Consider the following 26,189-nt stretch of genomic DNA (forward strand, 5'->3'; position numbering starts at 1 on the left):
ATCAGGGTTTAAGTGCTAAAACGTAGATCTGTTTTTCGGATTGATCGGTAAAGGCTTCTTCTTCAAAACCTCCAAACTTGTGAATAACGTTGAATCCAGCCCAGTCGAGGTATGAATCCAATTCTTGAGGGAAAAACAACCTCATATCCAGGTTTTGAATGGAATGAAACTCCCCATTGATAAAATGATGCCATTCGATGCGATTAATCTGGGTTGCTTTTTCATAATGCATGGTCTGTTTTATCAACACTTCCCTTCCATCGCTGGTTGTATACTCAGCAATTGTTTGTTGTTCTTTTTCAGCTTCAACTAGATACTGAATATTCGGATTAAAGCAATCTAACAGGAAGGTTCCTCCTTCTTTGAGATGATCGGCAACGACCTTTAGAGCCTGAAATAAACCTTCATTCGTATATAAATGATGGATGGAATTAAATGGAATCAATCCGGTGTTCGGATATAGACATAAAAAAACAAGGAGCAGTTTTCGGGGCAGCTCCTTGTTCTCTTTATCTATTCAATGCTGATTAGCTATTCTCCGGACGAAGTTTGCGTACAGTAACAGCTGTCTGCCACATTTCGCTTTCGCGCAACTGACGCAGCTCTTCGTTCAGCTTTTCACGGTAATCAGGTTGTGAGTTGCTATCGATAGAAAGCTGTGCTTCATTACCTGTCTTAACGCTATCATACAGTTGGTTCATAACCGGTTTGATGGCATCGTGGAAAGGGCCCATCCAGTCGAGTGCACCACGTTGTGCGGTAGTCGAGCAGTTGGCATACATCCAGTCCATACCGTTCTTAGCGAACAACGGCATCAGGGATTGAGTCAATTCTTCAACAGTTTCATTGAAAGCTTCAGAAGGTGTGTGGCCATTTTCACGAAGTACTTCGTATTGAGCCAACAACAGGCCTTGAATAGCTCCCATCAACGAACCACGCTCGCCTGTCAAGTCAGAGTAAACTTCACGTTTGAAAGTTGTTTCAAACAGGTAACCCGAACCTACACCGATACCCAAAGCAACCACGCGATCGTGTGCGTGGCCTGTTGCATCCTGGAAGATAGCAAATGAAGAGTTCAGTCCGCGACCTTCAAGGAACATCGTGCGAAGTGAAGTACCTGATCCTTTCGGAGCAACCAGGATAACATCTACATCAGCCGGAGGAACAATACCGGTACGTTCTTTATACGTGATACCGAAACCGTGAGAGAAATACAGAGCCTTTCCCGGAGTCAGGTTTGCCTTTACAGTCGGCCATACTTCGATTTGTGCAGCGTCAGAAAGAAGGTATTGAATGATTGTTCCGCGTTGGCAAGCCTCGTCGATGTCGAACAATGTTTCACCCGGCACCCAACCATCGGCTACGGCTTTCTCCCAAGTTTTTCCACCTTTACGTTGTCCAACAATTACATTGAAACCATTGTCACGCAGGTTAAGTGACTGGCCGGGGCCTTGCACTCCATAACCGATTACGGCGATGATTTCGTTCTTCAATACTTCACGAGCTTTCTCCAATGGAAATTCTTCGCGGGTTACTACATTCTCCATAACACCGCCAAAATTCATCTGTGCCATTTTCTTTTTTGTTTTTGTTTATGATGGCTTTCACGCCATCTGTTATTAAGTTGAATTATCTATATTTAGTTGTTCCCGGTAACCTCGTTATACGAAGATTACTTTCGAACGGCAAACTACTTCATTCCCGTTTTTCTTCACTTCTACGTGATACTCATTCTCATTTACCTCGTCGCAGAAGAAAGATAGTTCGTCTCCGTAGTAGCTTTCGGCTACATAAGCCATCTCAAAACGTCTGATACGTTTCGTTTTATAGAAGTCGATCGGAAACAGATCGAGAATATGTTCGATATACCGGATGCTGTTGACATGCCCGTTGACATCGATATCACTATACTTAGCCGTCAGCTTGTCCGACGGATCGGTATTCGCGACCTTGATGCGCGAAGGCTTCTCGATGGGACAAGACTCGTCGCAAATGTAATCGACAATCGCCCCTTCGTGCATGGCCAATAGGTCGATCGGCTTACGGGTGTTGAGGTTAATCATAGCCCATACCGAACGGGCGTAACCGATCTTCTTACCGTCTTTATTGATAATCGCGAAGTTACGGTCGGTAAAGAGCCGGTAGACGTTTTCTACCCAGGTCTGCACCTGGAAGTCTTCGTACTGATAGGGCATCTCATCCAACTCGATCGCCAAACGTGAAAGTACCCACGTGTAGTTTTCTTCATTCAGGGTAGCGATGCCAAATCCACGATCGGCCGAATGAAAACCTGCGCAATTCAGCAAATGGTTACCCAGCACCCCCATGGTCAACCGCCCGTTGAAGTCAACGTGAAACGGTTCGGCTACAAAGTTGTAAGTCCCTATTTTACTGTTTTCACTCATTTCGCCTCCAGTTTTTGATTGTATTTCGCTTCCCGGTCATCGAGAAACTCGTTCACCCGTTCGAAACAGCTGGTGGTGATGGCTACACGTCCCGAACGAACGAACTGTAACACACACTTAAGTGCCTTCAATTCTTCGTAAAGCGAGGTTATATCTTCGCTCATACCGTTCTTCTCTACAATCGAGAACACCGGATTCACTTCTACAATCCGTGCATTGTACCGGCGTATCACCTTCGATGCTTCGGGAGTTTCCTGAAATTCGGGCGTAGATACCTTGTACAACGCTATTTCGTGGAAGTAGATGTCACTGTCGGTGAAGTAATGTGCTTGCAGCACGTCTATCTTCTTCCGGATCTGTTTCACAACTTTCTCTATCGTATCATTATCCGCCAAGGTAGTGATCGTGTACTTATGCACGCCTTTGATGGAGGATGCCGACACGTTCAGGCTTTCGATATTAATCTGACGACGGGTGAATACGGCCGTAACCTGATTCAGCAATCCGGCAAAGTTTTCCGAATGGACGATAATTGTATATAATGTTTTCTCCATACCTTTATTCTTTTTAGCACTCCAACAACATCTGGTTAACCGATCCGCCCGGAGGGTCATCGGCATCACATTGCCTTCTTCCACCACACAGGCTTCCAAAAGGAACGGGCCGTCTACCCCCAGCATTTCATCAATCGCAGCCTTTAGCTCTTCACGGGTGTAGACTTTCCGGGATGCAATGTTGTATCCTTCGCAAATCTTCATGTAGTCAGGGTTGAGCATCGGCGTAAACGAGTAGCGTTTGTTGAAGAACATCGCTTGCCACTGGCGTACATTGCCCAGGTAGTTATTATTTAGAATAATCATTTTCACGGGAGCCTGCTGTTCCATAATGGTGCCTAGTTCCTGTATATTCATCTGCAAACCACCGTCGCCCATAAATACACAAACGGTACGGTCGGGACAGCCGAAGGTGGCGCCAATGGCAGCCGGAAGTCCGAATCCCATCGTTCCCAATCCACCGGAGGTAACAATGCTACGGTCTTTGGTATATTTAAAGTAGCGGGCAGCCATCATCTGGTTCTGGCCTACGTCGGTCACCAGAATCGCTTCGTGGTTGGTCGCGTCGCTTACCGCACGAACGACTTCGCCCATACTCAGGGTTTTGCTTTTCGGGTACAGTTCGGGGCGAATAACTTTCTCTTCCTCCATCTCCTCGTATACCTTGAAGCTATCCAGCCACTCGGTATGTTGATTCTTTTTCAACCGTTCGGTCACGGCTACCAGCGTTTGCTTGCAGTCGCCCAACACAGCGATGTCCGCTTTCAGGTTCTTATTGACCTCAGCGGGATCGATGTCGAAATGAATGATCTTAGCCTGCTTGGCATAGGTTGCCAGGTTACCGGTCACACGGTCGTCGAAACGCATACCGACTGCTATCAGTACATCGCATTTGTTGGTGTTGACATTCGGGCCGAGGTTGCCGTGCATACCCAACATTCCTTTATTCAACGGATGGTTGGTCGACAAAGCGGAAAGGCCGTGCAGCGTGCATCCGGCGGGCATATCGGCTTTCTCCAGAAAGGTACGCAGTTCTTCCTGCGCATTGCCCAGTTCCACGCCTTGGCCTACCAGTACAAGGGGGCGTTCGGCGTTGTTTATCAAATCGGCAGCAGCAATCACAGTCTCCTCTTCCGTATCGGGAACAGGGACGTAGCTGCGAATAAAATCTAACTTAGTGGGCGTGTAGGCTACTTTTTCCAATTGTGCGTTCTTTGCGAAGTCGAGCACCACCGGACCGGGGCGACCGCTTTTGGCTATATAGAAAGCACGGGCTACCGCCCAGGCAACATCTTCTGCCCGACGAATCTGATAGCTCCACTTGGTGATTGGTTGGGTAATACCTACAAGGTCGACTTCCTGAAACGCATCGGTTCCTAGGAAACTGGTTCCTACTTGTCCGGCAATGACTACGATGGGGGTGCTGTCGATCATCGCGTCGGCAATGCCAGTGATCGTATTAGTTGCTCCCGGACCGCTTGTTACCAAACAGACACCGACTTCATTCGCAACACGGGCATAACCTTGCGCAGCATGTGCCGCTCCCTGTTCGTGACGAACGAGAATGTGATGCAAGGCTCTTTGGTGATCGTACAAGGCATCGAAAACCGGCATAATGGAACCGCCGGGATAACCGAATATTGTCTTCACTCCCTGGTGCTCCAATGAACGCATTAAAGCTTCGGCACCCGATATCTGGGGTGCCTCTCCTTGGGGGAGAGCGGGAGAAGTTGCTGTTGTTTTATTTTCACTTGACATATTATTCACAAATTACCAAATTAATATTAGTCGAACCGATCTCCTTCTTTCCACTCCTATCGGAGAGGGGAACCGGAAAAGAGGTTCTTTATATCATTCTCACCGCTCCTTTATCAGCCGAACTTACCATACTGGCATACGCTTTCAGGCTCTTGGGCACGTATCGGTCGCGGGTGACGGGCTGCATTGGGCGGGCAGCCAGTTCTTCTTCCGTCAGTCTGACGTTAATCGTTCTTTCGGGAATATTGATTTCGATAATATCTCCGTCAACAATCTTGCCGATGTTACCGCCGGCAGCAGCTTCGGGAGAGATGTGTCCGATACTCAATCCGGAGGTTCCTCCACTGAAACGTCCGTCGGTAATCAGGGCGCATTCTTTGCCCAGGTGACGTGATTTTATATAGGATGTGGGGTAAAGCATTTCTTGCATACCGGGGCCTCCCTTGGGGCCTTCGTTGGTAATGACTACAACATCACCACTGACTACTTTTCCTTTCAGGATTGCTTCGCAGGCGGTATCTTGTGAGTCGAACACCTTAGCGGGGCCGGTGAATTTCCAGATACTCTCTGCCACACCGGCTGTCTTGACCACACAACCATCCAAGGCTATGTTTCCTTTCAGTACGGCCAGTCCGCCATCTTTGCTATAAGCGTGTTCCAGATCGCGGATGCATCCGTTGGCACGGTCGGTATCGAGTTCTTTGTAGTACATATCTTGTGAGCCGAGTACAAGGTTGAATTTACCTCCGGCGGCACTTGTGTATTTCTGGATCGCTTCCTGACAAACGTTGGGGCTGGTAACGGCGTATTGATCCAACGCCTGTGCCAAGGTCATTCCGTCTACGCGGTGCACGTTTGTTTCTACCAAACCGGCTTTCGCCAATTCATGCATAATGGAAAGGATACCTCCGGCACGGTTTACATCTTGAATATGATACTTCTGTGTGTTCGGAGCAACCTTGCATAAACAGGGAGCTTTGCGGGAAAGCATATCGATGTCGTCCATGGTAAAGTCGACTTCGGCTTCGTGCGCGATAGCTAATAGGTGGAGTACGGTATTGGTAGAACCACCCATAGCGATGTCGAGTGTCATGGCGTTCAGGAATGCCTGACGGGTGGCAATGGTACGGGGAAGGACACTTTCGTCACCTTCTTCGTAATACTTCATGGCATTTTCCACGATGAGTTTGGCGGCATCCTTAAAGAGTTGTTTGCGGTTCTCGTGTGTGGCAACGATTGTACCATTACCCGGAAGTGCCAAGCCGATGGCTTCATTGAGGCAGTTCATCGAGTTGGCGGTGAACATTCCCGAACAAGAGCCGCAAGTAGGACAAGCATTTTGTTCGATCTGTGCCACTTCGTCGTCGCTCACACTGTCGTCTGCCGACTTAATCATAGCGTCGATCAAGTCCAGATGTGTTCCGTTCAACTCACCTGCTTCCATCGGTCCGCCGGACACGAATACAGCCGGAATGTTGAGTCGCATGGCTGCCATAAGCATCCCCGGAGTGATCTTATCGCAATTGCTGATGCATACCATCGCATCGGCCTTATGCGCATTGACCATATATTCTACGCTGTCGGCAATGATATCCCGTGAAGGGAGTGAATAGAGCATTCCGTCATGCCCCATGGCGATTCCATCGTCGATGGCAATCGTATTGAACTCCGCAGCAAAACAACCCAGTTTCTCAATTTCTTCTTTTACCTGTTGTCCGATCTCATGCAAGTGTACATGGCCGGGCACGAACTGAGTGAACGAGTTTACAATAGCTATAATCGGCTTACCCATCTGGCTCTTCTTCATGCCGTTGGCTGCCCACAGTGCACGAGCTCCTGCCATTCTGCGGCCTTGCGTACTATACGAACTGCGTAATTGTTTTTTCATTTCAAACTAGCTTTTAATTAAAGAGCCTTCCCCACAGTAGTGAGAAAGGCTCTAAATTTTATCTTATACGTTACGAACACATACACAAATAACCTTCCTCACGCTCTTGATGGAATCACCACGACGAGAATAATATGCAGGACTGCCAGGTTAATTGAAGTATGCAGGTTGTTCATAATCTTATTTCCTTTATTTCTTGCTGCAAAGGTAAGGGCTTTTTTATTATCTCCAAACAAATCGAAGAAAAAAAACGAAGAAAAACGATTAATCGTAAGATAACAACGGTGATTAATCTCTATTCTATTACTTTTTAGTTGGAAACACAACTAATAGTCAGACGTATTGTTTACACTGTAGACCATCAAAAGCACTTAATAATCTGAAAATTACGCTACCATATCCAAGTCGAATTAAATTATTTGTATCTTTGCGCACCCGGTAACCCGGTATTTATTAATTCAGAAATACATAATTATAATGGAAACAGTAGAAAACAAGTACATTACCGTTGCATACAAACTATATACAATGGAAGATGGTGAAAAGGAATTATTCGAAGAAGCCGCCGCTGAAAACCCATTCCAATTCATCTCAGGCCTGGGTACAACACTTGACGACTTTGAAAAACAGATAGTGGCTCTAGCCAAAGGTGATAAGTTCGACTTTACGATCCAGGCCGAAAATGCCTACGGAGAGTACGACGAAGCTCACGTTATCGAATTGCCGAAACAGGTTTTCGAGATTGACGGTTCTTTCGACAACGAACGTGTGAAAGAAGGAAGTGTTGTTCCCTTGATGACTTCAGACGGACAACGTGTGAATGCCAGCGTAGTTGAAATCAAACCCGAAGTAGTGGTTGTTGACTTGAATCACCCACTTGCCGGTGCTGCTTTGAGCTTCGAAGGCCAAGTAATTGAAAGCCGTCCGGCAACTAACGAAGAGATTCAGGAGTTGGTGAAGATGATGAGCGGCGAAGGTGGTTGCGGATGCGGAGGCGACTGCGGCGATAGCTGTGGAGGCGGATGCGGTGACGACGGCTGTAGCGACGAAGGTTGCGGATGCGGTGGTAGCTGCCACTAATCAATTGGCATAGTATTGCAGACATATTGAAGATTCTGTCCACGAATGATTGGACAGAATCTTTTTTTATTTCAGTATCTTAATTTATATTTGTGAAAGAAAAACACAGATATTTGCTAATACTATGAAAAACAGAACCACTCTCCTACTGCTATTACTTCTCGCTTTTCTAATTCCACTCAACGCCCAACCACTTAGCCGGATAGAACATTACTCCATTGATGACGGATTGGCCCAAGGCGTGATCATGGGCATTGCCCAAGACGCAAAAGGCTATATGTGGTTCTCTACCTGGAACGGGCTGAATAAATTCGATGGCTATACCTTCCAGACTTTCAAAGCCAAATCCGGGGATGGCTGTACGCTGGATGATAACCGAATCGAATACATCGCAAGTGGTAAGTACAACCGGATATGGTGCCGGACATACGATCTGAAAGCGTACATCTTCTGTCCGGAGACTGAAACATTCACCGACGTTCTCAAGTCTGTTCCACCCAAAGAAGCACAAGTCAGACGGCTCACCACATTCAAGAATGGGGTGATATGGCTCATTTGTGACTATGCCTCCTGTTTCCGTTTTGACGAAACAGCCTACAAAGACTCAGCTAAATTTGAGCAATACAGCATCGCTAAGAAGAACATCCGAGGAGATACCATCTATAATATCGTACAAGACTCCGGATTAGACGAATGGATATTAACCAACAAAGGAGCGACTATTGTCGGCAAGAAGCAAATCCGGTCCAACCTACCATTCTGTCATCTGCGAGAGGTAAACGGCGAAATATGGTTGGCTACACTGGACGGACAGTTGGCCAGATACGACAAACGAACGGGAAACGTACACACCATTCCCTTACCTATACCGTCTGTTGAGATCTCCGCGTTGAGAGAGATCGGCCATTCGACACTCGCTATCGGTACCCAAAAACACGGACTACTCTTGTATGATATCAGTCGGGAGTCTTTTCAAACGATAGACCTGCGAACACCCCGACAGCCTTCAAATGAAGTACAGACGCTTTATACCGATCAGAAAGATATTTTATGGATCTCGACAGCCTCTTTCGGAGTTACCCAATGGAACCATGCCCAACAAAAGCTCTCCTACCTCCCTCCGCTACCAAGTCGATACACCGAAGAGAAATACAATAAAGCTTATTTTATCTTTGAGGATTGTTATGCGAGGTTATGGATACAACCCAAAGGCGGAAGTCTGAATCTGTACGACAGAGAGCATGACAGATTGCAGAGCTTTCATGATCAGACAGATGATGATCGATTCGCGTTGAACACCTCCACACATACCTATTTCCCCGACAGACAAGGAAACCTATGGCTGAACACCAGCAGCAGGGAGTTGGAGAAGATCAGTCTCCTCCAGACGCCATACACGATTTCGGACCTAGGCATAGAGACCCGTGCCTTCTTATATGATCGCGCGGGTAGGCTCTGGGTAGCCACCAAGGACCAAAAAGTCAGAATCTACGATGCGAAAGGAAAGCTGATAGGCTATCTTACCAAGCAGGGACAGGTCGCTTCTTCCGAGAATTTCTTTAAGGCCAATGTCTATTGCATCAAGCAATTAGCGGACGGTAGCATCTGGTTAGGAACCAGAGGGGATGGGTTATTTATTCTCCGACAAAAGGGGCATGACGCCAAGCAGTATGAGGTAGAGCCTACAAACACGATCCTTCTCAACCGTATAGCATCAGTAATAACGATATTTACTCCATTCTCGAAGACAGTCGTAAGAACATCTGGATCGGTTGTTTTGGTGGAGGGATCAATCTGGTAAGGCCTGCAACCGGGAAGGACTTACAATTTATTCACAGCGGAAACCAACTCCCCTTCTACCCACACGCAGACTTCTCGAAGGTCCGTTGCTTGGCCGAAACAGCGGAGGGAATCATCATGGTAGGCACCACCAAAGGATTGGTCTGCTTCTCGTCTACGTTCCAGACTCCGGATCAGATTCGTTTCTATACACATATACGAGACCCGAACGATGCTTCCAGCCTAAGTAACAACAATGTGATCTACATCTATACGACTCGCAAAAGGGAGGTTTATATTTCGACCTTGGGAGGAGGGGTAAATAAGATCGTTTCCAGTCCCCTTACGCCGGATCAAATGACCTTCAAATCGTATAGCAAGAAGTCCGGTTTGCCCTTCGACTGGGTGCTCTCCACCATTGAAGATGCCAAAGGTAACTTATGGTTTATCTCCGAAAACACCCTTTCCAAATTCAATCCTCGGACTGAACAATTCGACAACTACAGCCGTGATTTCCTGAAACACAAATCCTTCTACTCCGAAGCGTTGCCCGTCATCAACTCGCAGGGCGAACTGTTTATCGGCACAAGCACCGGCTTCATGGAGCTTCCCATCGCTCAACTCCGTAAGAGTCAGTACGTGCCTCCCATCGTGCTGACAAATATCAAAATACTCAATGACTCACGCCCCATACCGTGTAACGACCTGTCGGAATTCACGCTGACGCCCAGACAACGTAACATCACCGTCGAGTTTGCCGCCTTGGATTACGTCAACCCGGAGAATATCCGCTATGCGTACAAGCTGAATGGCGTAGATTCGGACTGGAACTATGTGGGCAGAAAGCGTTCGGCCAATTACATCAACCTGCCGCACGGAACCTATAACCTGCTTATCAAGTCGACCAACAGCGACGGGGTATGGACAGATAATACGTACACGCTCACCATCCATGTAACGCCTAAGTTCCGAGAGACGGTCTGGGCTTGGATGCTTTATACGTTCATTTTAACGCTGTTTATAGTCACCGTTGTCTACATCCTCTTTTATATTTACCGGCTACGTCACCGGGTGAATGTCGAACAACAAATAGCCAATATCAAGCTGCATTTCTTTACCGACATCTCGCATGAACTGCGTACGCCGCTAACGCTCATCAACGGTCCGGTAACCGAAGTGTTGCAAAACGAAGAGCTGTCATCCAAGGCGAAAGAATACCTGGGCATTGTTCAAAAGAACACCGAACGGATGCTACGCCTGGTTAATCAGATACTCGATTTCAGAAAGATACAGAACAAGAAGATGAAGCTCTTGGTTGAGGAAACCGATATCGTTGCATGGCTGCCTACCGTTGTCGAACACTTCAAGGTGATTGCCGAAGAGAAGAACATCGATTTAAAGATCGAGACCGGCTGTAACCGTTCGCTCTTGTGGATCGACACGGATAAATTCGAAAAGATCTTTTTCAACCTGCTCTCAAACGCCTTCAAATACACGCCGAATGATAAAGCTATCCTGTTGAAAATAGAATCGGCTGAAGATTCCGTCTACATCTCGGTCATTGACCAAGGAGAAGGGATCAGTGAAAACAAGCTGGAAACCATCTTCCAACGTTTCGAAACGATTATCCACCGGAATATGCTGGAGCCTTCTTCGGGTATCGGGCTTTCGCTTGTCAAAGAGCTTGTAGCGATACATCACGGCGATATTAGCGTGAGTAGTGAGATCGGAAAAGGAAGTCGATTTACGGTTCGGATGTTGAAAGGAAAAGCGCATTTCATGCAGGATAAGCAGACGGAGTTCATTCTTTCAGATATGTCAGAAGCAGTTATTACACCTTTGGATAACGAGGTAACCAACGCTTCGGAAGAGGAAAATGAAGAGAAGCTGTCCATTCTCATTGTGGAAGACAATCTTGAGCTACGGAGATTCCTGGCTGATATCCTCTCGAAAGAATATCATATAATCGAAGCCGGTAACGGACAAGAAGGTTACGAGCAGGCACAGCAAGCATATCCCTGCATCATTCTCAGCGATGTGATGATGCCGGTTATGGATGGGTTGGATATGGTGAAAGCCATCAAAGGGAACCGAGAGATTTGTCATATACCGATTGTTCTGCTGTCTGCCAAGTCTTCGCTCGACGACCGGATCAAAGGATTGGAGTACGGCATCGACGATTACCTGACGAAGCCTTTCAGCACCAACTACCTGAAAGCGCGCATCACCTCCCTGTTAAAACAAAGAAAGCTGTTGCAGGAGAACTATCGCCTGACTCTCCTATCTAACCAGCCAATGCCGGGCAGCCTCGATCTGTCTCCTTCTTCACCTCAGGTGATCCCCTATGATCAGAACTTCATCGAACAGGTTATGAATATCATTGAAGAGAATATGAGTAACTCGGAACTGACGATCGACGAGATTGCCAACGCAGTAGCTATGGGACGAACAGCCTTTTATAAGAAGGTAAAAGCGGTTATCGGCATATCTCCCATCAACCTGATTAGCGAGATCCGGATTAAACGAGCGATTCAGTTATTCGACGGAGGTGAACCAAACATTGCCCAAGTCGCTTTTATGACCGGCTTTAATGACCCGAAGTATTTTAGCCGATGCTTCAAGAAACAAACCGGAGTCACCCCTTCTCAGTATAAAGAACAGAAGGGGTAACCCCTCAAAGAGTAATAGGTTCAGGAGGGGATTTTCTTCCAGACGGTTGGAAGTCGGTTGGAGAAAGGCGCTTTAACTTTGTTTCCCTACCTGTTAAGTGACAGATGAACCGAAGTGACAGGCTGTGCCAACGTGGTGGCACAACTGTGACATGCATAGGTAACTGTTGTGACACGTTTCAGATCAGATTCTTCAACTTGACGATGTAGAAACGGGCAACAAGCAAATAAGAAGGCCGGATCACCTTAGCAGACACCGGCCTTCCCTCCCTAACACCTATGAATCTTGGAGTATAAGATCTATTATTTCACGGTTAGAGATTCGCGATCCTGAAAACTGAAAGTCCCCTGTGCATTGTTATGATCCTTCCACCCGACGGTCTGTTCCAACCACGTATTGAAGTTCAACAGATTCTCCGGGAAGCCCCATATATAATAGTGCGACCGCCAGCTGATATTCGCTTCCTCATAACCAACCACGGTCGTTCCGTCGCCCCCATAAATAGGTGTACCGATATTATCCATCGGCGTGGTGAGCTTCGTTATCTCGAAGTTCTCCCGATAGAAGTCACGCAAGGCAAGCTGTTGTTCGGCAAATCGTTCGGAGTCCGGGTCCAGACAAACGGCAGCACGAGCTGTCCACAAAGGATCCGCTTCGGTAAACGGAGAGCCGTTGACTGACTTCGCATCCACATACGCGCCCTGCCGACTGATGTCGTTCAACGGCTTCACACCCAACGCTTCACACGTACTTTTCTCGCTCAGGGAAAGATCATCCGTAGACTTCCCACCCTCGTACAACAACCAACGCCAAATATCCCAGCAACGTTTGCCTTCGTAGGCCAGTTCCACCCGACGCTCGTACAAACACGCCTCGATAGCCTGATACTTATCGGAGAAGTTGCCAAGCCCATAGTTCTGAGCCGATGGAATCCCCACCCGATTGCGTATCTTACTCAGATACTCGATGCACTTCTCTACATTTCCCGTTGCGGCATAGCATTCGGCAATGTTGAGCAACAACTCGGCATACCGATACTCGAATACATCGATCCCCGAATGTCCCAAATCGGCCGAAAGAGCTTTCGGGTTCGACATCTTACGAACCACCACCGGACTGTTCTTATTATTATCCTCCGTGTACTTCACATTCAACTTCTCCGGATCGATCGGATTCGGGTACATCCACCGATACAACCAAACCGTATCGGCCTTATTATCAACCTTCCAAAGAGTACCGTTGAAGGCGAATGTACGGTAGAAACGAGGGTCGCGATCCATGAAGAACTCTTTCGAATCATAGCCATTGATCGCATTACCTGCCTGGTCAACCGCCCGTCTGCCGTCAGCCAACGGGAAGTTGTCGTAGAGATCCCGCGGCACGGCCAATCCACCACCACCGTTCTGGCTAACCATCCGAATAGCGTTTTCCCATCCGTTATTGATGGCCAACTTTAACTCCGGAGAGCATAGTTGAACAACAATCGCCTCTTTACAGGGCGTATTATCGAGCAGAAACATCTCTTCCCAATCCTTAGCCGACGAGCCATACAACCCATATCCGGCCTTTGACAACTCCGTTTCGGCTGTCAACCCGGCTTCCAAAGCTGCTACCCACCGATCGTTGGATGAGTTCTCCCAATCCCGGTTGAAGATCGGGCTCGCGTACACCAACAGTACCCGGCTCTTCAAAGCCAACGCAGCCGCACGGGTAAACCGTCCGTAGTCCTCTGCTCCCCACGAATCGGGTAAGTATTCGGCTGCCTGATTCAAGTCCGTCACAATCTGCTCGATACATTGAGTCACGCTGGCACGGGGGAGCTTCGAAGCTTCGTTATGCGCGTCAGCATCCAACACCTTGGTGACCAACGGAACACCGCCGTACAAACGTACCAGATCGAAATACTGAATGGCACGCAACACCAGTGCCTGGCCTTTGGCCTGCTTGCGGAATACTTCGCTCACATCACCACCGGCATCATCGATTCGCTCCAGCAAACAGTTGCAATCCCTTATGCGTGTATAGGGTACATTTTCGATACTCGCCTTCAACCGATTACCTACATAGGCGTTACACTCCGAAGCCAGTGTCAGTTCTTCGGTCGATTTGGTACGTGTGGACAGTCCCCCGGCCTCTTCGGTCAGGTTATTGAAGTTCTCGTACTTGCCACAAATGCTCACGTCGGGACGGGTAAGCCCGCTGAAATAGTTCTTATACAGCCCGGACAGATATTGATTGGTCTGCGTCTGGTTGGTAAAGATTTTATCCTCCAGACTCTTATACATCTTCTTGTCTTCAAGAAATTGGTCGCTGCAACTTAGGGTAAGCAGGGAGCTTACTAACACGGCTACATAGAATCGTATTTTTGCTGTCTTCATCGTTTTACTCTTTAGAATGATACATTTAAGCTCATGGAAATATTCCTCAATTTAGGATACGCGTAGGAAGCACTGTACATATTCCGATAACGCTTGGGGTACGGGTTGTAGAAGTCGAACAGGTTCTCGGCTACCACCCCAACGGCACAATTGCTGATATGCAACGGCTTCACCCACTTGGCGGGCAACGTATAGTTGAGACTGATGTTGCGCACATAACAACGGAAGTTACTGATTTTCCAGAAGTCCGAATCCGCGATCACCGACCCTCCCACTTTGCTTTCCAGTCCCAGGTTCGGTACTTACCCGTCGGATTATGCTCCGCGTCGAACATATCCACCCAGAAATATTCGGGTGCCCATAAAGGTTCGGTGTCTTTACTCGCCTTCAGCTTGATCAGATCGAGGTACAGCGGAGCACCTCCCCAAGAAGTCGCGATGGAAGTTTTAAAGCGGATGCCCTTCCATTCCAGTCCGATCGAGGTATTAAATCCCTTGCTTCGGCTATTCTTAGAGATCTCGGCGAAGTCCACTTTGTTCGTTATCTGCCGTCAGCTTCGGTCAGTACGCCATCTTCCATAGGCCCGTGCAAGTCCTGATAAGCCAACATACCGACTCGCATCTCCTCTTTCTTCTTCCCGAAGTAGTTGGGTGTACCGCCAACCGCATCGGCATGCTCCGTCAAGTAAGCCCAGTAATTATCGATATCCTCACTCGTGCGCAACAGTCCGTCACCCGAGGAAGTTCTCCGCCAGACCTTATAACCCCAGCAAGGCATATAGTCTTTGGTTCTCGATCCTTCGGAAATGGTATTGTCGCTCGGATAACCCACCACCGATTCCGGCCATGTTTTCACCCGGTTGCCATTCAACGAGAAGTTAACCCCCACGTTGTATTTCACCTGTCCCACTTTATCAGCCCAACTAATAGAGACGTCAGCCCCGTAGGTATCAATGCGTCCGAAGTTCGAATCCGCCACACTTCCCCCGGCAAAGAAAGGAGTGCCCAGCTCGTTCACCGTAGCCTGATTGAGTAACTCATCATTGATGTCGTAATAGATATCGAGTCCGAAATTCAATCGGGAGCGGAGGAAACGGGCATCGATACCGAAGTTGAACTTATCCACCTTATCCCAATGGATGCTGCGGTTCGGTGATTTATTAGCGGCCAGCGCACTGCCCAAAGTTCCACCCTGTGCCGTTCCAAAGTTATAGCCTCCGTCGTTCTTCATCTGATAGGTTTGCTTCCACAACCAAGGCGCGATGTTATCACGTCCCGTTCGTCCCCACGACATGCGGAATTTCAGCCCGTCGATCCACTTAACACGCTTAAACCATCTCTCTTCCGACATGATCCATGCGGCGGACAGGCTCGGGAAGAATCCCCAATAATTCTCCGGAGCGAACTTCGTAGACGCATCCGAACGGAATAAGAATTCGAGCATATACTTACTGGCGTAGTTGTACGTGACACGTCCCAGATACGAGAGGCTGCCCGCTTCGTTCTTCCCGTTGGTGGTATTGTTCGAGAGCGTTCCGGCGGTATTGTACATCCCGTTGTACTGATCCTTCACAGGGTTCTCGTAGAGCAGGCTTTTGTCATGTCCGTACGACTCTCCTCGTTCGACTGAAAACATCCCCGTCACATAATGATCGCCAAACTGACGCTGGTAATTGACGAAGAAGTTCAGCTGACTTCTTTTGCTGATTCCGTCGTTGTAACTCACGCGGGACTTCTCCGTAATATCCGTCTTCACGAAGTCAGTCGGTTGCCAAGCACCATAAAGATGCTGATCCACATTCACCATGTTCCGGTTATAATATAAGGTATAGGGCAGAGCGATCTGCTCATTGTCGGAGGTGGAACGCGAAATGGCGTAACTACCCCGCAGGGAAAGCCCTTGAACGAACGGAACCTGATAGGTCATCGAGAAGTTAGCATCCCAACCGTTGCTATCGTTGATCGAAGCCGAGCCACTGTTGAGTAGCGCATAGTAGTTCCAGGCACCGAATTTACCGTTCGCGTTAATATCACTTGTCGTCTGGTGAGGGCCTAACGAGGGCGACAGATACACCTCTTCGCCATTCAAATCCATGCTCCACGGGATGTAGCGGGGCATATGCGCCAGATACCCGTAGTCCACCACGCCATTCACCTTCGAGCCATAACTGCCGTCATTCACATTGGCTACTTTCGTAAAAGAGGTCTCCTTCTGACTGGTATTTCCGGAGAGCGACGCGCTGAACTTCAGGTCGGAGGTCAGCGTGATGTCAATTCCCGTACGGTAAGACCACTTCGAATAATCCTGATTGCCGAGGTTAGCTCCTTGTTTATAGTAGGAGACTCCGGCGTAATAGGTCGCTTTCTCACTACCCCCACTCACGTTGACCGAGTGACTCTGCGTAAAGGCGGCTTTCCAAGCCTTATCGAGCCAGTTGTAGTCGAGTCCTTTCATCTCCTCCAGTTCGTTGTCGCTGAAGAGTTTATTCATATAGCCGGAATCGCCGGTTTTCACACGTTCGGAGGCCAACAGGAAGCTATTGGCAAAGACTCCGTATTCATGGGCGTTCATCTGTTTGGCATGACTCACCGCATCCATCACCCCGTATTTACCGGAATAACTGATTCGCGGAGGCCCCGAATGTCCCCGTTTCGTCTTTACGATTATCGCTCCCTGAGCTGCCCGTGAACCGTAAATGGCCGCACTCGCGTCCCGGAGTACGGAAATGCTTTCCACATCTACCGGATTCAGGATGTTGAGCGTACTCAGCGTTGGCTGTCCCTGCGCATCGACCTGAATCACATCGTCAATGATCACCAACGGCAACGAAGTTCCGCCTGCTTGGGGATGGTGACAAAGTCTTTGGCCTGCCGGATATAGAGCGAAGCCGATTCACCCGGGCGACCGCTACCACCTTCCACGGATAGTCCGGGAATCAATCCGTCTAACGCCTCGGATAGGTTCGATACGGGAATATCTTCCAGATCTTTACCCTGTACGCTGGCAATAGATCCGGTTATATTCTTTAGTTTCTGTGTCCCATAGCCTACCGAAACCACCACTTCGTCGAGTACGTTCACATCCTCCTGAAGGGTGATTTTCAGTTCATTCTTCTTCGGACTGATCACTTGGGTGACACAGCCGATGTACGAAAAGCTTAGCTTATGACCTTCGGGAACGGATAGGGAGAAACGTCCGTCAACATCGGAAATCGTTCCGCCTTTCGCATCTACAATCTTTACGTTCGCCCCGATAATGGGGTCTCCATTTTTATCAACAATGAGTCCACTCACTGTGCGCGCCTTACCTTGTTGTCCGGTTGGCTGTTGGGCAGCCATGTTCCCGACAAACGTCATGAAGGTAACCAATAGAACTAGAATCCTGTACCTCATACTACTAGAATTTAAAGTTAAACATTGCTATTAAAGCGAGTTCCCAAGGGGTTCAACTTCCCCAAAAGGAGTTCGGCTTTTCACAAAAATAGAGGAGGCACCGGCAGGCGTGGTTCAATAATCATCGCAAGAAGAGGATTAATTGTCGCCAAACAGATATTACCTGTTTTAAAACAATATTTACCAAAAAGGAACGGGCAGGAAGGGGACACAAAAGAAGTCCGGCGTGAATTCATACAAATTCACGCCGGACAAATACCATTAAATGAGGCTACTATCTATGCTCAGCACCCTTTATGGGTCATGATTTCGAGTACCATCCGGTCGGTTTCGTTCATGGCTTGGGAACCGATTCGGGTCAGGTTGCGAATGCTTTGGTCAACATCTTCGTCGATAATTCCTTCCACCGAAGACACACAACGATCTTCCATCGCCATAACGGCAGAGAGGACCGCAGTCGATACGCCCGTAGTCACCTTCAGGGCGCAACTCGGTTTAGCTCCGTCGCAAATCATCCCCGTGAGGTTGGCTATCATGTTCTGAACCGCATACGATACCTGTTCGTAGGTTCCACCCATCAGCCAGGTAATGCCGCAGCTCGATCCGGTGGCGGCTACCACACAACCACAGAGCGCCGACAGACGGCCCAGACTCTGCTTGATATAGATCACGGTGAGGTGGCTGAGCATCAAGGCACGTATCAGTTCTTCATCGGTCTTATCGTTCTCTTCGGCGTAAATCACGACGGGGAGTGTGGCGGATATTCCCTGGTTGCCACTGCCGGAGTTGCTCATCACGGGAATCATGGCGCCTGCCATACGGGCATCGCACGCTGCCGAGGTGTACGACAGGATGTGGGAGAACGTGCTGTCGCCCATCATCTTATTGTCTTGGGAACCGTTACCGCGCAGCATCTTACCCAGCGCGTGCCCGTAGTTTCCTTTGAACGACTGTTCGGCAGCCGCTTTGTTGATCCGGGCTGTATCTTGTATGAAACGTATCTCATCCAGCGGAGCGGTCACGGCGAAGTCGTACACTTTACGCAGGTTGAGTTCCAACGCATCGGCTTCCACCTCTTCCTTGGCACATTCCTGTTTATCGAGTAGCACGCCCTTATCGGACGCTATATATACAAAGGTGGTATGTCCGCCGGAAATGATGGCAGTGCCCCACTCCTCTCCGGCTTCACAGGTCACCTCAACGTATAGCTTCTCGGTGATGTTGTCTTTCAACGAGATGCAAATCCGCTTCTCGTCAATGAATTGCTTACCTCTTTCCACCGCCTCGGGTGTACATTCTTTGAGTACTTCGAGCTTATAAGCGGATTTCCCAATCAACGCTCCCAACGCTACCGCAATGGGCAGACCGATCATTTCCGTTCCCGGAATACCTACACCCATCGCATTCTTGAGGATATTGGCACTCAACGACACTTTAATTTGTTCCGGTTGCTTGCCCAGCGTTTCGGCTGCTTTGGCCACACAAAGTGCCACGGCAATAGGTTCCGTACAACCGATGGCAGGAACTACTTCCTGTTTCACCAGATCGATGATCTGTTTTCTTTCCGATTCCGTCATAAGAGCTTCAAATTTTAAATTAATGCAAAAATAGAGAATATGTTATAAAGATACGCCCTTTTAGCATCTTTTATCGTTCACGGCCAACCGCGGGTGTCGCGCGCACGATTGAATTAGGAAGGGAAGGGTGCAAGAAGACAAGCGTCGGTAAACAATAATCTCCCAAAAAATGTTCTCGTTATAAAATGTTGTATTATCGGTGTCAAAATGTTCTATTTCAAAAAAGAAACTTAACTTTGCAGCCAAGTTTTACAAAAAAAGACTGAATTAGTAACTAAAAAATGAATCAGATGAAAATCAAGACTCTGACCACTTGCTTCTTGTTTGCCTTGGCTTTGTCGTCGTGCATACGAGACGAGGCCTTAAACTCCGAAGCTGCCATCGACGCCTGTGTAGGTAGTGATGTGCAAATGGCTAATATCAATGCCGACTCTAAAGTAGTAAACGTATATGTGCACAAAGGGGCCGATTTAGCTAAACAGCAATTAACATTCACGATTCCCTTTGGAGCTTCGCTCAAACCTAGCGAATCAAAAGCTGGCGATACGGCAACGACATACGACTTCAGCGCCTCTGATCACTCCCGTAATTTTACCGTGACCTCGGAAGACGGTAATTGGACGGCTACGTATAAGGTAAACGTGGTTCTCACAGAGATGCCTTTGACTTACCATTTCGAAGATTTGCTCGAATCGAACAATACCCCTTATGAGATATTCTACGAATTCGATCAGGGTTCATCGCAGGAAATTTCCAAGCTGGTGCAATGGTCGAGCGGTAACCCCGGCTTCAAACTGACCGGTATGGCTAACAATAAAAACGATTACCCTACTGTACAGGCAGCTGCCGGTAAGGTTGGAAAATGCGTCAAGCTGGAGACTCGGGATACGGGAAGCTTCGGTGCGATGGTGAAAATGTATATCGCTGCGGGTAACCTGTTTATCGGCTCGTTCGAGGTAACTGATGCATTAACAGATCCCCGTAAAGCGACCCGATTCGGTTTTCAGTTTTATAAAAAGCCTACAACGCTAAAGGGGTACTATAAATACAAAGCCGGAGATGTATTTACCGCAGAGGGAAAACCCCAAAGTGGTATAAAAGACAAATGCGACATCTACGCGGTGATGTACGAAGCAAGCGACAACTCATTCATGTTGAATGGAGATGATGTATTTACCTCTTCCAAGGTGGTATCATTGGCACGGATGGCGAAAGAGGATGTGGTAGAGTCGAATGAGTGGACTGAATTCAACTTACCTTTTGAAGCAAGAATGGACTTACTATTGATCCGCAAAAGCTGAATGCCGGCAAATACAAGCTAGCCATTGTGCTCTCATCCAGTTTAGACGGAGCTAACTTTAAAGGAGCTGTGGGCAGTACGCTGTATGTAGACGAGATTGAAATTGTTTGTGAAGACTAAATAAAAAGGAATCAATGAAAAAATATAAAGTAATCAGCCTGCTGGCAGCACTGTTATGTGTAAATACTTTCTCCGCATTGGCGCAGGAAGAGAGAAATCAGGGAATCATCTGGTCGTACCTGCATGGATGGGAATATGGCATAAAAGCCGGATTCAGCGTAGGTGGAACTACTCCACTCCCGCTGACTAACGAGATCCGTAAGATAGACAGCTATGCACCGGGTATCGCCATCTCCATCGAGGGTAACGCCACCAAATGGTTCGACGAACAGAAGAAATGGGGGCTGACTGTCGGTCTCCGACTGGAAAACAAGAATATGACCACCGAAGCTACCGTGAAGAATTATGGTATGAAGATCATCAACACGAACGGTGGGGAACTGGAAGGTATCTGGACCGGTGGTGTGAAAACCAAAGTGAAGAACTCCTACCTGACGCTGCCGGTTGTAGCTAACTATAAGGTGAGCAACCGTTGGAAGATCTCGGCAGGCCCGTACGTGTCCTATCTGTTGGAGAAGGACTTCTCCGGCCATGTGTACGAGGGCCACTTACGTACTCCGGATCAAACCGGTTCGAGGGTCGACTTTACCGGTGAAAGTATTGCGACCTATGACTTCTCCAGTGATCTTCGGAAGTTCCAATGGGGTATGCAGTTGGGTGGTGAGTGGAGAGCATTCAAACACCTCAATGTGTATGCCGACCTGACTTGGGGACTGAACGACATCTTCAAGAAGGACTTCGACACAGTTACATTCGCCATGTACCCCATCTATCTCAATGTAGGGTTTGGCTACGCGTTCTAACTAAAAGAAACCATGCGATACAATCAGGGCTATACTCATCTCGAGCGAGCCCTGATTTTTTTTTGAGCTGCGTGTACTAAAAACAGGCTCATTGAAAATCGACATCGGTTATTTTTTATAGTGATCTTTGTATACGATATCTATACGCGCCTTTTTGTCCATCTCTTCGTTGTACACCCAATTATCGTTTCGATAAGATACGCTGTTGCACAACTCTCGGAAGTACCTCTTTTCGTGCATCATTCCCTCTTTGGTCAGCAAGAGTTTGAAGTACAGCCGCGGACGATCTTTCTTGCCGACATACACCCCGATACAGTGCTCGTACCGTCCCTCGTAAGCTTCCCTGAGAGGTAAATGGGCTACGTAAACAGAGTCCGCATTGAAACAACGACGAGCCTCTTCAGCGGATGCTATTTCGACGTACTTATCGAAGTCGATGTCACCGGCAAGTGTACGTCCGTCCGAATCAGTACGTCCAAGAAGCGCCTTTATCTCGGTGGTTATCTTATGCTCGATTGATGGAGGCGCGCATGTAAAGAGAGATTCGATAAAATGAGGATACATGAGCAGACAGTTGCCGTCATTCGACTGAAAAACGAAACTATGCAGCGACACAGTCCCTCTCCATCCGGCATCAAGTCTCCAATAGGCTACGGTCTTCATGTCGGTAAACCCTTTCGGTTCCGTATACCGAATGTCATACACCTTCGATGTATATCGCTTAAAGGCATTAAACGACATGGATTGCTGCGCAAGCGCAGGCAACGCAAAGAGAGCAAGGAGTACACACACAGTTACCCATCTGATTCCCAACCGACAATCGATCAAATTTTCATTCAACACATTCAAGTCCTCCCTAGTTTTGTGACTGTAAGTCAATTGTAAAACAAATCTTTTATTTCAATTATTTTCGGTTAATCATAAAACGTCGGCGTAAACGCAATTCCAAGCGTACGGGCGATGCGGAAGAAGCTCGAAAGCTGCATACCGGTCTCTCCTTTTTCTACACGGGCGATGTAACTTCTTGCCGTGCCAACCTGATCCGCCAACTCTTCCGGGTTATCTGAAGCTGTTGCCGGCGATCCCGAAGTATCTCGCCATACGGCCATCTGATTGTCTGCTGCTGGAAAGCGGTTCGAGATTCCGTGCCCCCCATACTCCTCTTCGAGTAGTTCGCTTGCCGTATGCAACCGGGCTAATTTCGTTTCATCCAACTTTCTCATAACTCAAAGTCTTTTACAATCCGTTCGGTTATTTTCAGCTGCTTATTTCACCGTATAAATGTAACTAAATTAATACAATCAAACAACTAAATTTCACTTTTTGCTGATATTTAACACAAGCTCAACGAATCAGACAAAGCATTTGAAGTTGAACGCCAAATATCCAACCGGGAACAAGCCCCGAAAGGAATAAACAAAATGTCAAAGACCGAGGCTTTCATCACAGAGACCTCCTTGAAATGGGGGGACGGTTGAATCCCGAAAAAGGTTTATCACCGCAGCCGAAACAAGCCCTTACAGACTGGTTGGTAAAAACTAGATTTCGAACTGCGGTGACCATCACAACAAACAAAACATGAAACACAAAGCAAGTATAGTTAGACACCCAAACAAGTATACTTTTGCCCTAAAACACTACTTCTTATGCCTCCTCAGAAGGTTCATCGAACGCTAACGGTTGCTGGCTTTCACCCATATTGACAATCCGCGTAGCGTTGTCGGCACGCTCCTCAACGGTGTATTCCATTACGGCATACTCGGTCACCCCGTTGGCGTTGACACGCTTGCGGAAGCTGTTGTTCTCAAGTACATAAACCAGTGTTTGAAGAGCCTGACGATTGGATTGTACCCGGCCGTTGAGACTGATTGTTGCCAACAACGTAGCGGCAGGAAGCCATTTAGCCGTAAAATCACAGGCAGTAGCGGCACGGTAGTAGAAGAACAGGTTCTCTTCAACCGGATCTTTGAGCCGGAAACGCTCGTTACGCTTGTTCAACATCTTGATTTCATCACCCTCATACCAATACTGAAAACCCTCGTAGTAGAGCGCTAATGCCTGCGCATAAAGCCCCGCATGATTCACCAGCATGCGATACCGGATGTTATCGACCGAGATGAAGAGGATGCGCCGATTCTCAGCAATCTCCTGCAAACAGTGGGGATTGTTGGTACTGGCCGCAAAGGAGGCACGGCGGACGAAGGCGTGCGACTGGAAATCGAACACTTTACGCTCCGTCACCCTGTCCTGCGTGATAACACGCTTCAGGTCCGCCAGCCGGTTCGAACTTACCCCATCGAACTCTTCAAGGTTGATTATCAGACAACTGGAGAGCATCAACATATGGTCCTTATTGTCGGGATTGATCATCCCGTTGCGGTAGTAACCTTCCAACTCGCTGGGCAGCAGGTTGCGGATGAAACGGCTCTTCCCTTTACCCTGCTTGCTGTAGAGCAACAACAACAGCTGATTCTCTTCCCGATCGCTAATCGCACAGGCTACCATGCCCACGAGCCAACGTTTGAGGGCATCGTGCAGAAAGGCGGGATCGGGGGTATCGATGGTATCGGCCAACTGCTTGATGTAATCCGTCTTCCCATCCCACGGAGGGAGGGATTCGAAATAAGCGATGAAGGGGTTGTAGTCCGGGGCGAAATCCGACTCGATCAACGACCTCACCAACGCCAACGTACACGATATATTGGCGCGAACGAGTTCCATATAGAACGAGTTGAGATCGCGCAAACGTACCGAATTGTAGACCTTTCCTCCCTCTTTCTTCTTAGCAAACTCCACCTGATCACGCACCACATTGTACCGAAAGGAGTAGTTTTCATTCAGGAAATCGACGATCTGATCCACCCGATTCTTCTTCGTTTCCTGATCGGCAGCGTCCGTTTGCGAGGTGTAGACGTAGGCATTGCGCAGAGGAGTCTCGACATCGAAGTCGCCCGATCCGCCAAAATCACGAATGGCCATCCGGACGGCAGCCGTTTCGGGCACATGACGAACGTAGCACTGGTTGCCCAGACAGTAGATGAAGTTGTCGCGTCCACCCTCTTCAAAACGGTATTTGCGACGGGTGTAGGCAAGGGCTTTGCTGTAATCCAGACTGGCTTGCTGACTGATATCGGAGAGGTCGGGCGAGGATTCGGACTTCGATTTACGCTTGCTCTTCTTCGACGAACATTCCTCGCGGGTGGGTAGCGAGACGATGACGTTGAGTGGCTTCACGGCGTTCATCCGCTCGTCGGAGAAAAACGCGTCCGGATCATAGGAGGCGTAAACTCCCCGGGAGAGGTCGCTTCCGCTTATATCGACCTTGCTGTGCAGGAGTTGGGCGTAGTAGTTACCGGCCAGGGTGAACATCTGTTTGTGGTATTCTTCGAGTTCGGCGTAGGAGACTTGCTGCTTCGCTTCGAGTTGTTGGCGCAGGGAAAGGGCATCGGCTGAGGTGATGTAGGTCAGGATTTTCAACCCGTGTTGCCGGGGACTGATAAAATCGGCGATTGTGTAGGGGTCGGCATCCGCAAGCTTATGGAGTTCGGCGAGGTCTTCGGGCTCCATATCATCGAAATCGAGCATCACGAGGTCGTTGTACCGAACCAGGCTGTAGGCCAGCCGCTCTTCGCGATAGGTGGCGGTAATGGTGTAATAGGGCAGGTTGCATTTCAATCCGTTGGCTTTCAGGCAATCACCAACCACCAAAGCCTTCCTGATTTCATCTACCGACTTGCGGTAGAAGCCGCCGTGAATCAGTTCTATAAAATGTTTCACACTAATTTGGGTAATCACTTTGGAGTAGCCTTTGTAGCAGGTCATTTCCAATTCTTTCGTGCTGTAGTTGTTTAAATCCATGTGTTAAGTCGGTTCATCGGGTTAAAAATTTGCGCTTCCCCCTACTGAACGGGGGAAGCGTTGGTTGTATTTCCGATTGCAAAGGAATGGATTTCTACTGAAAACATAAAAACGTCTTTTTCGCTCAAAAAGGCCATTTTAACGTAGTTAGCAATTATTGCTTATCGTGCCAGGCTCGATGGGCCGTTTGCAAAGCTCTACTAATCTCTGCCACAGTGAGATAACATCCATCGGGCCCTCGCTTTTCAAACCTTGTGAAAAGTGAAAGAAGCTCCGCGAAAAATTGCGGACCGCATGCTTTCAAGGACGAGTGCGGATTGTAACAAAGCCAAATCCAAGGCAAAAGGAAGCCATTCCTTTCGGGTATCGAAACAAATACTGGCTTATCAATCAGTCTTTTACTTGTCGACTCTTTGATTAACATCGCAACTTCTTCCGACTGTTCGTTCATCTCTTCGATGCGATAAAACACTTTGCCATCGCTGTAAACGGAATACGCTGATTTCTTTCTTTTCATAGCATTTTAACGTTTTTCAGGGTGAATACTTTTAACTTATTTTATCAGAAAGGCTCCCTTTCTAATGTATTTCTCTATTAATATTCTATTTAACGATAGGGGGGGAGTTT

17 protein-coding genes and 5 pseudogenes are annotated in these 26,189 nt (G+C 48.1%); 5 read left to right on the forward strand and 17 right to left on the reverse strand.

Annotated elements, in window-relative coordinates; translation table 11 throughout:
* Position 1 precedes the first annotated feature (1 nt).
* From JCM10512_RS13655 to ilvD, 6 genes and pseudogenes are all read right to left on the reverse strand, one after another.
* Positions 2-442 (reverse strand): annotated as a pseudogene (locus JCM10512_RS13655) (class I SAM-dependent methyltransferase); the annotation flags it as partial.
* 85 nt (positions 443-527) lie between these two features.
* Positions 528-1,574, reverse strand: a complete 1,047-nt coding sequence (gene ilvC / locus JCM10512_RS13660; RefSeq protein ID WP_044163865.1) for a ketol-acid reductoisomerase — start codon at positions 1,572-1,574, stop codon at positions 528-530.
* An 87-nt stretch (positions 1,575-1,661) separates the two neighbouring features.
* Positions 1,662-2,405, reverse strand: a complete 744-nt coding sequence (locus tag JCM10512_RS13665; RefSeq protein ID WP_044163867.1) for an acyl-[acyl-carrier-protein] thioesterase — start codon at positions 2,403-2,405, stop codon at positions 1,662-1,664.
* Complete coding sequence (ilvN, locus tag JCM10512_RS24095; RefSeq protein ID WP_044163869.1) at positions 2,402-2,959, reverse strand: acetolactate synthase small subunit; 558 nt, start codon at positions 2,957-2,959, stop codon at positions 2,402-2,404. The genes JCM10512_RS13665 and ilvN overlap by 4 nt, the downstream gene beginning before the upstream one ends.
* A 13-nt stretch (positions 2,960-2,972) precedes the next feature.
* Positions 2,973-4,633: pseudogene (gene ilvB / locus JCM10512_RS13675) on the reverse strand (biosynthetic-type acetolactate synthase large subunit).
* 172 nt (positions 4,634-4,805) lie between these two features.
* Positions 4,806-6,605, reverse strand: coding sequence for a dihydroxy-acid dehydratase (ilvD, locus tag JCM10512_RS13680; protein ID WP_044163871.1), 1,800 nt, complete (start codon positions 6,603-6,605; stop codon positions 4,806-4,808).
* A 477-nt stretch (positions 6,606-7,082) separates the two neighbouring features.
* On the opposite strand from ilvD, the gene JCM10512_RS13685 reads away from it, so the two are divergent.
* The 3 genes from JCM10512_RS13685 to JCM10512_RS24105 all read left to right on the forward strand — a co-directional run bounded on the left by JCM10512_RS13685 (position 7,083) and on the right by JCM10512_RS24105 (position 12,134).
* Positions 7,083-7,685 (forward strand): FKBP-type peptidyl-prolyl cis-trans isomerase, encoded by a 603-nt coding sequence (locus tag JCM10512_RS13685; protein WP_044163873.1) that lies wholly within the window; start codon positions 7,083-7,085, stop codon positions 7,683-7,685.
* Positions 7,686-7,809: 124 nt separating this feature from the next.
* Positions 7,810-9,486 carry a ligand-binding sensor domain-containing protein gene (locus JCM10512_RS24100; protein WP_244437207.1) on the forward strand — a complete coding sequence of 559 codons (1,677 nt, stop codon included), beginning with the start codon at positions 7,810-7,812 and terminating at the stop codon, positions 9,484-9,486.
* Positions 9,423-12,134, forward strand: a complete 2,712-nt coding sequence (locus JCM10512_RS24105) for a hybrid sensor histidine kinase/response regulator transcription factor (RefSeq protein WP_244437209.1) — start codon at positions 9,423-9,425, stop codon at positions 12,132-12,134. The genes JCM10512_RS24100 and JCM10512_RS24105 overlap by 64 nt, the downstream gene beginning before the upstream one ends.
* A gap of 302 nt (positions 12,135-12,436) precedes the next feature.
* On the opposite strand, the gene JCM10512_RS13695 is transcribed toward JCM10512_RS24105, so the two are convergent.
* The 6 genes from JCM10512_RS13695 to JCM10512_RS13705 form a co-directional block, all read right to left on the reverse strand.
* Complete coding sequence (locus JCM10512_RS13695; protein WP_044163874.1) at positions 12,437-14,512, reverse strand: RagB/SusD family nutrient uptake outer membrane protein; 2,076 nt, start codon at positions 14,510-14,512, stop codon at positions 12,437-12,439.
* An 11-nt stretch (positions 14,513-14,523) separates the two neighbouring features.
* The gene (locus tag JCM10512_RS24110; RefSeq protein WP_052517223.1) at positions 14,524-14,775 is read right to left on the reverse strand and encodes a TonB-dependent receptor; all 252 of its coding nucleotides are present in this window, start codon (positions 14,773-14,775) and stop codon (positions 14,524-14,526) included.
* Positions 14,772-15,044 carry a hypothetical protein gene (locus JCM10512_RS24115; RefSeq protein ID WP_052517224.1) on the reverse strand — a complete coding sequence of 91 codons (273 nt, stop codon included), beginning with the start codon at positions 15,042-15,044 and terminating at the stop codon, positions 14,772-14,774. Before JCM10512_RS24115 ends, JCM10512_RS24110 begins: the two co-directional genes overlap by 4 nt.
* A gap of 8 nt (positions 15,045-15,052) precedes the next feature.
* Positions 15,053-17,329, reverse strand: coding sequence for a SusC/RagA family TonB-linked outer membrane protein (locus tag JCM10512_RS13700; protein WP_262482612.1), 2,277 nt, complete (start codon positions 17,327-17,329; stop codon positions 15,053-15,055).
* Entirely contained in the window at positions 17,326-17,904 is a 579-nt protein-coding gene (locus tag JCM10512_RS24650) for a carboxypeptidase-like regulatory domain-containing protein (protein ID WP_262482611.1), read from the reverse strand. Before JCM10512_RS24650 ends, JCM10512_RS13700 begins: the two co-directional genes overlap by 4 nt.
* 284 nt (positions 17,905-18,188) lie before the next feature.
* On the reverse strand, positions 18,189-19,481 hold the full coding sequence (locus tag JCM10512_RS13705; RefSeq protein ID WP_044163876.1) for an L-cysteine desulfidase family protein: 1,293 nt from the start codon (positions 19,479-19,481) through the stop codon (positions 18,189-18,191).
* 290 nt (positions 19,482-19,771) lie between these two features.
* Between JCM10512_RS13705 and JCM10512_RS13710 the strand changes: the two are divergent.
* Together JCM10512_RS13710 and JCM10512_RS13715 are read left to right on the forward strand one after the other, a co-directional pair.
* Positions 19,772-20,901: pseudogene (locus tag JCM10512_RS13710) on the forward strand (PCMD domain-containing protein).
* Between the two features lie 14 nt (positions 20,902-20,915).
* Positions 20,916-21,704, forward strand: a complete 789-nt coding sequence (locus JCM10512_RS13715) for a porin family protein (RefSeq protein ID WP_044163878.1) — start codon at positions 20,916-20,918, stop codon at positions 21,702-21,704.
* Between the two features lie 108 nt (positions 21,705-21,812).
* On the opposite strand, the gene JCM10512_RS13720 is transcribed toward JCM10512_RS13715, so the two are convergent.
* From JCM10512_RS13720 to JCM10512_RS13735, 5 genes and pseudogenes are all read right to left on the reverse strand, one after another.
* The gene (locus JCM10512_RS13720; protein WP_148298405.1) at positions 21,813-22,547 is read right to left on the reverse strand and encodes a hypothetical protein; all 735 of its coding nucleotides are present in this window, start codon (positions 22,545-22,547) and stop codon (positions 21,813-21,815) included.
* Between the two features lie 71 nt (positions 22,548-22,618).
* Positions 22,619-22,927 (reverse strand): annotated as a pseudogene (locus tag JCM10512_RS13725) (helix-turn-helix domain-containing protein).
* 421 nt (positions 22,928-23,348) lie between these two features.
* Entirely contained in the window at positions 23,349-24,947 is a 1,599-nt protein-coding gene (locus JCM10512_RS13730; RefSeq protein WP_304523438.1) for a VapE domain-containing protein, read from the reverse strand.
* Positions 24,948-25,019: 72 nt separating this feature from the next.
* A pseudogene (locus JCM10512_RS24730) lies at positions 25,020-25,562 on the reverse strand (BT4734/BF3469 family protein); the annotation flags it as partial.
* Positions 25,563-25,716: 154 nt separating this feature from the next.
* On the reverse strand, positions 25,717-26,079 hold the full coding sequence (locus JCM10512_RS13735; protein ID WP_044163884.1) for a hypothetical protein: 363 nt from the start codon (positions 26,077-26,079) through the stop codon (positions 25,717-25,719).
* Between the last annotated feature and the right edge of the window lie 110 nt (positions 26,080-26,189).

Source organism: Bacteroides reticulotermitis JCM 10512 (assembly GCF_000517545.1).
Lineage (GTDB): Bacteria > Bacteroidota > Bacteroidia > Bacteroidales > Bacteroidaceae > Bacteroides > Bacteroides reticulotermitis.

Coding starts and splice junctions, on each gene's coding strand:
- ilvC (WP_044163865.1), bottom strand. CDS start 1,574: ATGGCACAGATGAATTTTGGCGGTGTTATGGAGAATGTAGTAACCCGC.
- JCM10512_RS13665 (WP_044163867.1), bottom strand. CDS start 2,405: ATGAGTGAAAACAGTAAAATAGGGACTTACAACTTTGTAGCCGAACCG.
- ilvN (WP_044163869.1), bottom strand. CDS start 2,959: ATGGAGAAAACATTATATACAATTATCGTCCATTCGGAAAACTTTGCC.
- ilvD (WP_044163871.1), bottom strand. CDS start 6,605: ATGAAAAAACAATTACGCAGTTCGTATAGTACGCAAGGCCGCAGAATG.
- JCM10512_RS13685 (WP_044163873.1), top strand. CDS start 7,083: ATGGAAACAGTAGAAAACAAGTACATTACCGTTGCATACAAACTATAT.
- JCM10512_RS24100 (WP_244437207.1), top strand. CDS start 7,810: ATGAAAAACAGAACCACTCTCCTACTGCTATTACTTCTCGCTTTTCTA.
- JCM10512_RS13695 (WP_044163874.1), bottom strand. CDS start 14,512: ATGAAGACAGCAAAAATACGATTCTATGTAGCCGTGTTAGTAAGCTCC.
- JCM10512_RS24650 (WP_262482611.1), bottom strand. CDS start 17,904: ATGAGGTACAGGATTCTAGTTCTATTGGTTACCTTCATGACGTTTGTC.
- JCM10512_RS13705 (WP_044163876.1), bottom strand. CDS start 19,481: ATGACGGAATCGGAAAGAAAACAGATCATCGATCTGGTGAAACAGGAA.
- JCM10512_RS13715 (WP_044163878.1), top strand. CDS start 20,916: ATGAAAAAATATAAAGTAATCAGCCTGCTGGCAGCACTGTTATGTGTA.
- JCM10512_RS13730 (WP_304523438.1), bottom strand. CDS start 24,947: ATGAACGCCGTGAAGCCACTCAACGTCATCGTCTCGCTACCCACCCGC.
- JCM10512_RS13735 (WP_044163884.1), bottom strand. CDS start 26,079: ATGAAAAGAAAGAAATCAGCGTATTCCGTTTACAGCGATGGCAAAGTG.